The organism is Candidatus Methylomirabilota bacterium (assembly GCA_036001065.1).
Taxonomy (GTDB): Bacteria; Methylomirabilota; Methylomirabilia; order Rokubacteriales; family CSP1-6; genus MNEF01.
This window is the reverse complement of sequence record DASYUQ010000089.1, coordinates 1-12,255: the sequence shown is the minus strand read 5'-3', so window position 1 is coordinate 12,255 and position 12,255 is coordinate 1. Positions and strand designations below refer to the sequence as shown.

The following is a 12,255-nucleotide window of genomic DNA, read 5'->3' as shown; positions in this document are numbered from 1 at the left end:
TACCCCCCCCGGGGGCCAGGATCAGCGGTTGCGCAGGCGCACCTGGGTGGCGATCGTCGTCGCCACGCGACGAGCCGGATCCGCCGCCGGGCGATCGGGCTCGGTCGTCAACACGATGGCGACGGCGCGGATCTCGTCGGGCGTCATGGTCGGGTGGCCGCGGGCGTCGAGGTACGTCAGCTCGAGGTCGCGCACGCCGTTGACGATCGGCTGAGCGCCGCCGCCGGCGTTGCGCCGCAGGACGCCGCTGGCCAGGAGCCAGGTGATCGTCTCCCGTCTGCCCGCGCTGGCCCCGTCGCCGTCCAGGTCGAGATGGATCACGATGCGCGAACGCTCGGCGACCGAGATCGCGGGAAACGACGCGCCGCTGGCGCCGTATCCGGCCTGGCGGATCTCTCGGGCCATCCGCTCCAGCGCGATACGGGCGCTCTGCTGCGACTCGACACGGGCCACACCGGCCGCGTACATCCGCAGTCCCTGCTGAAGCAACGTGAGGGTGGCTCCCATCACGAGCCCCAGCACCGCGAGCGACGCGAGCAAGTCGGCGAGCGACATGCGCGCAGCGTCTGATCACGGCGCGGGCGCGTCAATGTCCAACGTTGTGGTGAGTCCCGATGCTGACACCGCCCGGCCTCGGCCTGACAATCCGAACCACCCCCAAGGGTGCGCCGGCTTCGCCGGCGCTCGGAAAGCGGGCGCGGTGAGCTCGCGCTATTCCCCGACGGCCTGCTAGTGCGCCTCCAGCTAATTCCGGCGCTGCCCCAACGGGTGCCCTGCCGGGTGCCGGTCCAAGTAACGAGCCAGACGAGGCCCCGCAGGAGGAGCTGAGCAGCGGTCGCCGCTGCGAAGCGACGCTTCAGTGGCCCCGAGGGAGGCGCCGGCCGGAGGCGTACGCGGTTGTACGTCGAGGACCGGCGCCGACCGAGAACGAAGTATGGCGAAGTTAATTGGACCGGCACTAGATCCTCGGAGGGGGCCTCGACGGCCCCCTCCGAGGCCTCCCCCAGAACGGATTGCGCCGGCGAAGCCGGCGCTCGAAAGCGGCGGTTACTCCGACACGCTCCTAGCCGATGGGAGGGCGCCGGGCCCCCCAGGGGCGGACGCGCTCAAAGGCCGCCGAGGCGCGCAGGACCGACGCGTCGTCGTAGCGGCGCCCGACGATCTGGAGCCCGATGGGCAGGCCGTCCCTGGTGAACCCGCACGGCACCGACGCCGCCGGCTGGCCCGTGCAGTTGAACGGGAACGTGAAGGGGATCCAGGCGTACGCGGACACCGGCTTGCCGGCGATCTCGGTCGGGTTGTCGAGCCCCACCTTGAACGGTGGGCAGGCGATCGTCGGCGTCAGCAGCAGATCGTACTTTTCGAAGAAGGCCCGGGGGTGCTGCCACCAGGCCAGACGGTCGAACCACGCCTGCACGAAGCGCGTCGGCGGGTTCTTCAGCGTCGCCTCGATGAGGCGTACCAAACCCGGCTCGATCTCGTCGCGCCGGTTCATGTAAGGCGCCATGCGGGTGGCGATCCCGCCGCAGAAGAGCTGCTCCCAGCACTCGCGCGGCGACGGCCAGGCGGGCGTGACCTCCTCGACGCGACATCCCAGCTCCCGAAAGGCCTTCGCGGCCGTGGCGCACACCGCGCGGACCTCGGGATCGAGGGCCTCCACGAAGCCGAGGTCGGCGCTCCAGGCCACGCGCCAGCCCTTCAGGCTGGAGCGCAGCGCCTTGACGTAGTCCACCCGCGCCGCCGGCAGCGAGTACTGATCGCGCTCGTCGGGGCCCGCGCAGACCTGCGTCATCAGCGCGGCGTCGGCCACCGTCCGCGTCAGGGGGCCGATGTGCGACAGGCTCCAGGCGCCGCTGACCGGGTAGGTCGGGATGCGCCCGTAGGAGGGCTTGAAGCCGAAGATCCCGGCGCAGGAGGCCGGGATACGGATCGAGCCCCCGCCGTCGGTGCCGATGTGCAGCGGCCCCAGCCCGGCGGCGGCGGCCGCCGAGGCGCCGCCGCTCGAGCCGCCCGGCGTGCGGTCGAGGTTCCAGGGGTTGCGGGTGACGCCGAAGAGCAGATTGTGCGTGGCGCCGATCCAGCCGAAGGTCGGCGTGTTGGTCTTGCCGATCATGATGCCGCCGGCGGCCTTCATGCGCTCGACCATCGGCGCGTCCTCGGTGGGGACGTTGTCGCGGTAGAGCGACGTGCCGAAGGTCGTCCGCACGCCCCTGGTGATGACGAGATCCTTGACCGAGAACGGCACGCCGTGCAGCGGGCCGAGCTTCGCCCCCTTCCTCATGAGCTGACGCTCGGCCAGCTTGGCAGCCTGGCGGGCCTCGTCGGCGGTCAGGGTCACGAACGCGTTCAGCTTGGGATTGATCCTGTCGATCCGATCGAGCACGGCATCGACGACCTCCACCGGCGAGACTTTCTTCTTCCGGATCTGGGCCGCCAGCCCGGTAGCCGACAGCCAGCAGAGCTCATCCCTGGACATCAACGCTCTCCTCAGGAGGACAGGTGAAACACGACCATCTTCAGCTCGGTCATCTCCTCGATGGCGTAGGCGGGGCCCTCCTTGCCGAAGCCGGATTCCTTGAGCCCGCCGTACGGCATGAGATCCGCGCGCCACTGCGGGCCCCAGTTGATGTGCAGGTTGCCCGACTGCACCTCGCGGGCGAACTTCCACGCCCACTCCAGATTCTCGGTGAAGATGCCGGCCGCCAGCCCGTAGTTCGAGTCGTTGGCCAGCGCGATCGCCTCGTCGATGTCACCGAACGGCGTGACGGCGACCGCGGGGCCGAACAGCTCGTCGCGGGAGATCCGCATCTCGGGCTTCACGTCGGCGACGATGGTGGGCTCGTAGAGGGCCCCCTGCCGCTTGCCGCCGGTGACGAGCCGGGCGCCGCTGGCCACCGCTTCCTTCACCCACTCGTCGACGCGGACGGCCTCCCGCTCGCGGACCATGGGCCCCACCTTCACCGTCTCGTCGAGCTGGTTGCCGACCTTGAGCGCCTGAACTTTGGGGCGGAGGGCGTCGAGGAAGTCCCCGTAGACCTTGCCGGCGGCGAGCACGCGCTGGGTAGAGATGCAGACTTGGCCCGCGTTGGCGTAGCCCGTGGCCGCCACCGCCGCCGCCACCTTGTCCAGGGCGGCGTCCGGCATCACGATGACGGGCGCGTTGCTGCCGAGCTCCATGGTGACGCGCTTGATGCCGGCCTGCTTGCAGATGCGCTCGCCGACGTCGCGGCTGCCGGTGAAAGTGATCTTGCGCACCCGCCGGTCGGTGACCAGCAGGTCGCCGATCTCGCCGCCCGAGCCGGTGAGCGTGTTGATGCCCTCGGGCGGCACGCCCGCCTCCAGCAGGATCTCGGTGAGCTTCAGCGCCGAGAGCGGCGTGTCGGTGGCGGGCTTCAGCACCACCGCGTTGCCGCCCGCCAGCGCCGGGCCCACCTTGTGGCAGACCAGGTTCAGCGGGAAGTTGAAGGGACTGATGGCCACCACGACGCCGCAGGGCACGCGAATCGTCACCCCGAACTTCCCGGCCCCGCCGGGCGCGCCATCGAGCGGCACCGTCTGGCCGTGCAGGCGCTTGGCCTCCTCGGCCGAGCCCATGATGGTCTCGAAGGCGCGGTTGGCCTCGAGCCGGCCCTCGGCGATGACCTTCCCCTCTTCCTCGGAGATCGTCTGGGCGAGGTCCTCCTGGCGGGCGGCCATCAGCTCCGCCGCCTTCCGGAGGATCTTCCAGCGATCGTAGCCCGAGAGCTTGGCCATGACCCGGGCGCCGCGCTCGGCCGACCGGAGCGCGCGCTCCACGTCGCTCTTGTCCGCCCGCGGCACCGTGTCGAGGACGGAGTTGTCGTAGGGGTTGTGGACCTCGATCGTGTTGGGCTTGTCGGTCCATTGACCGGCCACGTACATCTTCATGACTGTGCTCCTTCGTCAGGGCCGGGGCGGCCGGCCTTGCGGCCCGCCCTGGCCCGGCTGGAATCCGGCTTCCGATGCTTCATGTCCGCTCCGTGTCCCTCCGGAAGCGCGGGGTGCCGCGCCGGCGCCACCTCCCTACCGCCCCCGCAGGCGGGGATCCAGTGTATCGCGCAGGGCGTCGCCGAGTAGGTTGGAGCCGAAGACGGCGAGGCTGATGGCCATTCCCGGGAAGAGCACGAGGTGGGGCGCCTTCTGCGCGTACTCCGCGGCCGACACCGACAGCATGCGGCCCCACGACGGATAGGGCTCCGGGACGCCGAGCCCGAGGAACGAGAGCGTCGCCTCCACCAGGACGGCGCCTCCCAGCTGGGCAGTCGACAGCACGATGAAGGTGCCGATCGTGTTCGGGAGGATGTGGCGAAACGCGATCCGCAGGTGGCGGACGCCGAGAGCGCGGGCGGCCTCCACGTACTGCATCTCGCGGATCGACAGCACGCTCGAGCGGATCACCCGGGCGGCGCGGGGGATGATCGGCACGGAGATCGCGATGACGACGTTGTGGATGGCCGGGCCCAGCGCGGCCGACATGACCAGCGCCAGCACCAGCAGCGGCAGCCCCTGGAGGATGTCGAGGACGCGCTGCGAGATGAGATCGGTCTTCCCGCCGAAGTAGGCCGACAGCAACCCGATGATGCCGCCCAGCACCGATCCCAGCAGGGTCGACATCACCCCGACGACGAGCGACACCCGCGCGCCGTGGACGATGCGGCTGTAGATGTCGCGCCCGAGGTGATCGCTGCCCAGCCAGTGGCCTGCGCTGGGCGGCGCCAGCGTGTTGGCGGCGTCGGTGGCGATGGGATCGTGGGTCGCCAGGACTTCCGCGAACAGGGCGCTCACCACCAGCAGCAGCATGAGCACGCCCCCGGCGGCGCCCAGCGGCTTCTTGCGACAGAACCGGCCGATGGCCGTCCAGGTCCCGATCGGCTCGGCCACCCGCGGGGCGGCGATGATGAGCTCGAGGCCGGTCTCGGCGACGACGGGCTTAGTCGCCATACGAGCGACGAGCGGTGAGCCTCACCGCCGGGCGAGCAAACCGGCCCAGATGCGAGGCGGCGAGGAGCGACAACTGAGGCGTACGCGGTTGTACGTCGAGGACCGGCGTGGGAGTGCGAGCCGCAGGACGGCGGCGGGCTGGGCCCCGCCCGTCCGAGGCGAGCCTGCGAACAGTCGTGCGAAGCCGCAGCGTGCTCGGCACGCGAGGCGAGCCTGCGTGAGTCCGAGAACGAAGTATGGCGAAGTTAATTGGACCGGCACTAGTCGGCATAGCGCACCCGCGGGTCGAGCCACCCATAGAGCAGGTCCACCACCAGATTCGTCAGGATCACCACGATGGCGGTGAACATCACCAGGTTCTGAACGATCGGATAGTCGCGCCAGAGGATCGCCTGCACGAGGAACCTCGCCACCCCCGGGAGGTTGAACACGGTCTCGGTGACCACGAGGCCGCCGATGAGGAAGGCGAACTCGAGGCCGATGACGGTCACCACCGGCAGGATGGCGTTCTTCAGCGCGTGCCGCCAGATCACGACCCGCTCGCTCTGCCCCTTCGCCCACGCCGTCCGGATGTAGTCCTCGCGCATCACCTCCAGGACGGCCGAGCGGGTGATCCGCATCATGAGGGCCGAGAACCGGTACCCGACGGCGAGCGCGGGCAGGAGGAACTGCACCAGGTGCACCTTGAGGTTCTCGGTGGGCGACATATACGTCAGCGGCGGCATCCAGCCAACCCAGGCGACGAGCGCCAAGATGATGACCATGCCGAGCCAGAAAGCCGGCATGGAGAGACCGGCCAGCGAAAAGATGCGCAACCCGTAATCGAGGGCGGTGTCCTGCCGAACCGCGCTGATGACCCCGGTGGGCACACCGAGCAGCACGGAGAACAGCGTGGCCAGGACGGCCAGCTCCAGCGTGACCGGGACCAACGGCCTGATCACCTGCCAGGCGGGCAGATCGTAGCGATAGGACTTGCCGAGGTCGCCGGTGAAGATGTCCCGGAGCCAGGTGGCGTATTGGACCCAGATCGGCTTGTCGATCCCCAGCTCCTTCATGATCAGCTTCTTGTCGGTCTCGTTCACGTAGCCAGCGGCGGCGAAGAGGATGTCGACGATGTCGCCCGGGGCCAGACGCATGAGGACGAAGATGACGACCGACATGCCGAACAGGGTCAGCACGGCGATCGCGAGGCGCTGAGCGATGTAAGTTCGCACGTGGGAAGATTTCGGAGGCGGCCGTCGAGGCCCCCTCCGACGTGATGAGTGGTTACTTGTCCATCCAGACGTCCTGCAGCCGGCCGAAGTTGTAGATGTTGTGGTGAGGGACGAGGTTCTTCACGTGCGGCCACTGCGCGAAGTAGTCGAGCCGCCAGCCCATCATCGGGCGGGCCGCGTCCTCCTCGAGCTTCTTCTGGATCTGCCCGACCAACGTCGTCCGCTTCCTGCGGTCGAGCTCCTGGGACTGCTGGTCGAACATCTTCATCACCTGCTCGTCGCAGTAGTCGGTGTAGTTGCGCGGAGATCCGCAGGCGAAGTTCTCGTAGAAATTCCCGTCCGGGTCATCCACGCCCAGGCCGGTGAGGTTGGTTCCCATCTGGTAGTCTCGGCGGGTGACCAGGGGGTGCCACTGGGCCGTCTCGATCTGCGTCAGTGTCGCCTCCACCCCTACCTGCTTCAGCTCGTTGATCACGAACGAGGAGAAGTCGATGTAGATGGCGATCGCCCGCGTTTTGATCTCGACCTTCAGCGGGTTGGATGGAGTGAAGCCAGCCTCGGCGAGAAGCTTCCTGGCCTTGGCCTTGTCCTCCGCCGGCTTGCCGTAGCCGGGGAGCTGGTTGAGGTCCTTCTCGAGCAGCCCCCAGAACCCGTACGGCCTCGGCTGCAGCGAGGCACCGACCACTGCACCGCCCTGGTGGACCGCTCTGACGTAGGCGCGGCGGTCGATGGCCAGGCTCATCGCGCGCCGCACCTTCACGTTGTCGAAGGGCGGCTTCTTGACGTTCATGATGAGATTGTCGTTGACGTTGGCGCCCACCTCGCTGATGACCATGTTGGGGACGGCCGCCCTGAGCTGCTCGGCGGTGGCCTTCGACGTTTCGCCCGGGAAGGCGATGTCCAGCCGGCCGGCCTGGATCGCCGCCGTCCGCGTGCCGCGCTCAGGGATGATCACGTACTTGAGGCCGTCGAGGTACGGACGGCCCTTGGCCCAGTAGTCGTGGTTCCGGACGTACTCGATGTACTCGCCCTTCCGCCACTCCTTGACCTTGAAGGGGCCGGTGCCGACGCAGCGGGTGCGGAACTCCGCCGGCGGGATGTGGGCCGGGTAGACCGGTGAGTACCCGGAGGCCAGCATCATCAGCAGCGAGGGCTGCGGCCGCTTGAGGTGGAAGATCACCGTGTGCGGGTCGGGCGCCTCGATGCTCACGACGTTGGCGTACCAGTCCTTGCGGGGATTGATCCGCAGCTTGGCCGGCGCGTCCTTCGCCTCGCGGATCATGTCGAAGGTGTACTTGACGTCCTTCGAGGTAAAGGGCTGGCCGTCGTGCCACTTGACCCCTTTGCGGAGGAAGAAGACGAGGTTGCGGTAGTTGTCCTGCCAGGACCACTTCTCGGCCAGCTCGGGAATGATGGTGTCCATGCTCTCGACCGGCTTCAGGGGGTCGAAGAGCACGAGGTTGTTGAAGCACGGCATGCTCGGCCACACGGTGGAGATCGTCGCCGTCTCGTGGATCGAGAAGCCCTGGGCCAGGTCCTCGCGCTGCATGACGTTGAGGACCCCGCCGGACTTGGGCGCCTGGCCGACGGCCGGCGTGCCGGCGGCGATCACGGCGAGGAGCCCGGCGACGACGATGAGGGATGCCGCGAGGGGCAAGCGTGGCATGAGCGCTCCTCCTGGGAAGATCCTGAGTCCGAGGATGGCTGAGTGTACGTGAAAACCGGCGAGCGGACAATCCGGCGCGGTCGCGTCCGCCTCAGCCCTTCACGGCGCCCGCCGTGAGGCCGGACACGTAGTAGTCGAGGAAGAGCAGCGTCGGTCAGAGCAGACGCACCAGCAGGTGGATCGCATAGAGGAGACCGCCGGCGAGCCCCCCGACTACGGTGCCGTTGACGCGGATGTACTGCAGGTCGTCGCCCGCGTGCTCCTCGATGAGCCGCACCGCGCCCTCCGGCCCCAGCGCGTGCACACCCTTCTCGATGAACGCGGCGATGCGGCCGTGGTGGCGCTCCACCAGCTCGGTCGCCCGCGTCTTGATCCAGCGCTCCACCTGGCCGCGGAGCGCCGCATCGGCGACGACGACGCGGCGCCACCGCTCGAGGCGCTCGGCCACCCAGGCCACCGCCTCCGACGCGGGGCGCTGGAGGTCGACGAGCAGGGTCCGGCGCAGCGCGCGAGCCCCGTCGTCGACGAGCCGGGCCACGACCGGGCTGCCCAGCAGCTCCTCCTTCACCGCCTCCACCCGCCCCGCCAGCACGGCGTCGCGGCGGAGGCGCCCGGCGAAATCGGCGACCGCGTCGCTCAGCCGCCCGCGAAGCGGATGCGCGGGGTCGTTCGCCACCTCGGTGAGCCCGGCGTGCAGCGAGGCGACGATCCGCTCCCGGTCGATCAGCCCGAGCAGATCGGCGAGTCCCAGCGCCAGCCGCGGGTAGAAGCCCACGCGCTCGCGATAGCGGAGCAGGACCTCGTCGACGAGCTCGCCCACGGTCCGCCGCAGCTCCGGGCGCTCGAGCGCGTCGGCCAGCGCCCGCGCCAGCCCACCGATCACGCGCTGGTCCCAGCCGTGCTGCCGGCCCAGCTCGAGCGCGGTCGCCAGCGTGGGAGCCACGGGCTGAGCGACGAGCAGCCGCTGCAGGCGCCCGACCAGCTCCCCCGCCGACGCGACCGGCGCCTCGCGGGCCGCCCAGCCGAGCATCGTGCGCGTGGCCGCCTCCAGATCGGTCCGGGTCACGCGCTCGGCCGCCCGAGCCACCCACTCCGCGAGATCCATCCGGTCGATCTCGAGGACCAGGTACTCCCGGGTGAGCACGCGGTCGCCCACCATCGTGCCCACGCGCTGGGCGAGGAGCTGCCAGTTCGCCGGGATCAGCGCGGTGTGAGGGATGGGCAGCCCCAGCGGGCGCCGGAAGAGCGCGGTGACGGCGAACCAGTCGGCGAGACCGCCGACGATGCCGGCCTCGGCGATCGCCAGGATGAAGCCGCCCCACCACGTCGCGCGAAACGGGAACGTCCCCGCCGCCAGCGCCACCGCGGCGAGGAGCACGCTCAGCGCCAGACGCCGCTTCGTCCTCACGGGGGGGCCAGGAGGAAGTCGAGCATGCGGCCGGTCGCGGGCGGGCCGGGCGGGTACGTGTGCGAGCCGCGGGGATCGCCTCCGCTCCAGGCGTGGCCCATGCCGCTGACGAGCCACGTCTCGACGACGGCGCGCCCGCCCGCGTCGCGGTAGACATTGTGGAGCGCGCCGTCGCCGCGCTCCGCGGTGGCGGCGAAGCCGCCGTTGACGAGGACGAACATCCGCCCGAGCGTTTCCAAGTTCGCGGGACTCACCACGGTGTCGTCGGCTCCGTGCCAGAGCGAGGCCCGCACCGGTCGCGCGCCTGGTCCCCTCGAGCCGAGGCAGGCCCGGGCCGCCGCCTCGCCGTCCAGGTGCTGGCCGCGCATGCACTGGAGGCCGGCGATGAGCCCGACCCCGCACCGATAGGGCCCGCCGGCCATCACGCCGACGCCCCTGATGACGTCGGGTGCCGCGCACGCCAGGTTGACGGCCATGAACCCGCCCGCCGAGAAGCCGAGGACCACCACGCGGTCGCGCGCGACCCGCTGCTCGCGCTGCACGTGGCGCACGAGCGCGAGGATCTCGGCGACCTCGCCGCGGTCGGCGGCAGCCGGCTCGAACCAGTTCCAGCACCGGTTCGGATTGTCGCGGTGGCTCTGCGCGGGATAGACGACGAGCAGACCGCGCGGCTCGGCGGCCTCGTTCAGCCGCGTCCCCGCCGCGAAGTCTTCCGGCGTCTGCCAGCAGCCGTGCAGCGCCACCACCAGCGGCAAGGTCGGCGGCTCCCTAGGGGCCTCCACCACCGCGCGCGGCAGATAGAGACGATAGACGCGCCCCTCGTGGGCGCCGCGTTTGAAGAGACCGGTGCTGGGGCGCGTCGCGGCGGCACCCAGGAGCGCGAGGCCGGCCAGGACCAGCGCTCCGACGACCCGGGCCGCTTCACTGCGCACGTACCCGCCGGCGCGCCGGAAGGAGGACGCGGCTTCGCTTGACGTCCCACACGCCCCGCGGCGTCAGCCGGACGGCGGGCAGGAAATCGGCAGAGAGGAAGAAGAGCGTGAAGAGCAGCTCGTGATAGGGGTAGCCGCGGGCGACGAGCGCCGCGCGCAGCCCGTCCTCCCATCGCGCGGCATCGGCGACCGAGCCCCGGGTCATCACGCCACCGAGCGGGAGCGGCAGCTCGTACGCGATCTCGCGGCCGTCGACGAGGACCACCCCGCCCCGCCGATCGAGCAGTCGATTCACCGCGCGCGCCATCGCTTCGGGGCTCCGTCCCAGTACCAGGATGTTGAAGTCGGTGGAGATCGTCGCCGCCAGGCCATCCAGCCGATCGGCGAAGCCGGCGACGACACCCGGCGCGACCCAGCGGCCGCCGCGATCGACGAGCGCGGCGTGGAGATCCCCCGGCTGGAGCCCCCGCTCCTCCAGGCGCGTGATCACGGCGCTGACGAGCCTCACCACCGGGTACCGGGTCCGGGGCGGCAGCTGGAAGTCGGCCGGGCGCGACCGCCAGGGCACGGTCAGCCGCGCCTCGGCGGAGGTGAACACGCGGCGCCACGGCGGCTCGGGCACGCTGACGAGCAGCCGCCCGCCCTCGGCGGCGACGCGGCCACGGGCCACCACGGTTTCGGGGCGCGGCTCACCGAGATCGCGGAGCACGCAGACGTCGGCGTACCGCCCCGGGGCCAGGCCGCCCAGGTGGGCGTCGAGGCCGTAGTAAGTCGCCGGATTCAGCGTCGCCATCCGGTAGGCGTCGAGCGGCGGCACGCCGCGCTCCAGCGCCACGCGAATCAGGTGGTCGACGAAGCCGTGATCGCGGACGAACGCGGGCATGGAGCCGTCGCAGGTGAGCATGACGCGGGAGGCGAGCCCCGGGGCTTCCTTGAGCGCGTCCAGCAGCCCGGCCAGATCCGGCCGGAGCGACGACTCGCGCAGCATCACCGCGATGCCCTGCCGCGCGCGCTCCAGTACCTCCCGAGCGGTGATGGGCTCGTGATCGGAGGTGAACCCGGCCGCGGCGATGGCGGCCATCTTGTCCCCCGAGGCGCCGGCCGTGTGGCCCTCGACGCGGCGGCCGCGCCGCTGCGCGAGATCGAGCCTGGCCAGCAGGTCCGGATCCCCGCCCCAGGCGTCGGGCCACCGCGTCACCTCGCCGATCGCCACCGCCCACGGGTGCTCGAGCGCCCGCGCCAGGTCCGCGACCCGGAAGCGCCGCCGCTCGTCCGTCGAGCGCGACTGCGCGTGGGGGCGGATCATCCAGTAGAACTTGAGCGGCGAGCGGGCCAGCGCGTCGGCCGCGGTACGAAAGGCGTGCAGGCCACCGAGCTCCCAGAACTGCAGCGTGTCGGCGAACACCGTGGTGGTGCCGAGCGGCAGCAGATGCCGCGCCAGCGCCGAGGGGGTGACCAGGTGCGCGGGATGCACGTGCGGGTCGATGTAGCCTGGAACGAGGATGCGGTCGGCGACGTCAAGGACCAGGGTACGCGGGCCGACCATATCATCGCGGAGGCCGACGTAGGCGATCCGCTCGCCGGCGAGGGCGACGTTCGCCGGGTAGAGCTCGCCGGTGTAGACGTTCAACAGGGTGCCGCCGCGCAGATAGAGATCGGCGGGCTCCCGGCCGCGCGCCACCGCCGTAAGCCGCCGCCGTTGGGCCGGAGTCATACCCAGGAATTATAGACGCAACGTTAGAATGGTCGTGTGAGCCGGCCCATCATCGTCACGGACGACGTGAGGGTTCCCGCGGGCGCGATCACCGTGCGCGCGGTGCGCGCCTCCGGCCCCGGCGGTCAGAACGTCAACAAGGTCGCCACCAAGATCGACCTGCGCGTCGATCTCGCGGCCATCGAAGGTCTGACGGACGCGGCCCGAGAGCGGCTGCGCGTGCTCGCCCGTCACCGGCTCGACGCGAGCGGCCAGCTCGTCGTCACCAGCCAGGCCACGCGCGAGCAGGCCGCGAACCTCGAGATCGCGCGCGCGAAGGTGCGCGATCTCGTCCTCGCCGCGCTCCGGGAGCCCCGGCCCCG

The 12,255-nt window shown here is 70.6% G+C and carries 10 protein-coding genes; 1 reads left to right on the top strand and 9 read right to left on the bottom strand.

Features of this window, described 5'->3' with window-relative positions:
- Window positions 1-21 precede the first annotated feature (21 nt).
- From VGV13_07930 to VGV13_07890, 9 genes are all read right to left on the bottom strand, one after another.
- A complete protein-coding gene (locus VGV13_07930) occupies window positions 22-555 on the bottom strand; it encodes a hypothetical protein (GenBank protein HEV8641011.1) in 534 nt (177 codons plus the stop codon).
- Between the two features lie 508 nt (window positions 556-1,063).
- Entirely contained in the window at window positions 1,064-2,476 is a 1,413-nt protein-coding gene (locus VGV13_07925; GenBank protein HEV8641010.1) for an amidase, read from the bottom strand.
- Window positions 2,477-2,487: 11 nt separating this feature from the next.
- Complete coding sequence (locus VGV13_07920; GenBank protein HEV8641009.1) at window positions 2,488-3,906, bottom strand: aldehyde dehydrogenase family protein; 1,419 nt, start codon at window positions 3,904-3,906, stop codon at window positions 2,488-2,490.
- Between the two features lie 135 nt (window positions 3,907-4,041).
- Window positions 4,042-4,959, bottom strand: a complete 918-nt coding sequence (locus VGV13_07915) for an ABC transporter permease (protein HEV8641008.1) — start codon at window positions 4,957-4,959, stop codon at window positions 4,042-4,044.
- A gap of 260 nt (window positions 4,960-5,219) precedes the next feature.
- On the bottom strand, window positions 5,220-6,173 hold the full coding sequence (locus VGV13_07910) for an ABC transporter permease (GenBank protein ID HEV8641007.1): 954 nt from the start codon (window positions 6,171-6,173) through the stop codon (window positions 5,220-5,222).
- A gap of 52 nt (window positions 6,174-6,225) precedes the next feature.
- Window positions 6,226-7,839: an ABC transporter substrate-binding protein gene (locus VGV13_07905; protein HEV8641006.1), complete on the bottom strand. Its 1,614-nt coding sequence runs from the start codon at window positions 7,837-7,839 to the stop codon at window positions 6,226-6,228.
- Between the two features lie 154 nt (window positions 7,840-7,993).
- Window positions 7,994-9,247, bottom strand: coding sequence for a DUF445 domain-containing protein (locus VGV13_07900; GenBank protein HEV8641005.1), 1,254 nt, complete (start codon window positions 9,245-9,247; stop codon window positions 7,994-7,996).
- Window positions 9,244-10,179, bottom strand: coding sequence for a PHB depolymerase family esterase (locus VGV13_07895; GenBank protein HEV8641004.1), 936 nt, complete (start codon window positions 10,177-10,179; stop codon window positions 9,244-9,246). Before VGV13_07895 ends, VGV13_07900 begins: the two co-directional genes overlap by 4 nt.
- Window positions 10,169-11,893: an adenine deaminase C-terminal domain-containing protein gene (locus VGV13_07890; GenBank protein ID HEV8641003.1), complete on the bottom strand. Its 1,725-nt coding sequence runs from the start codon at window positions 11,891-11,893 to the stop codon at window positions 10,169-10,171. The genes VGV13_07895 and VGV13_07890 overlap by 11 nt, the downstream gene beginning before the upstream one ends.
- A gap of 36 nt (window positions 11,894-11,929) precedes the next feature.
- On the opposite strand from VGV13_07890, the gene VGV13_07885 reads away from it, so the two are divergent.
- On the top strand, window positions 11,930-12,255 hold a 326-nt coding region (locus tag VGV13_07885), incomplete at its 3' end, for a peptide chain release factor-like protein (protein HEV8641002.1).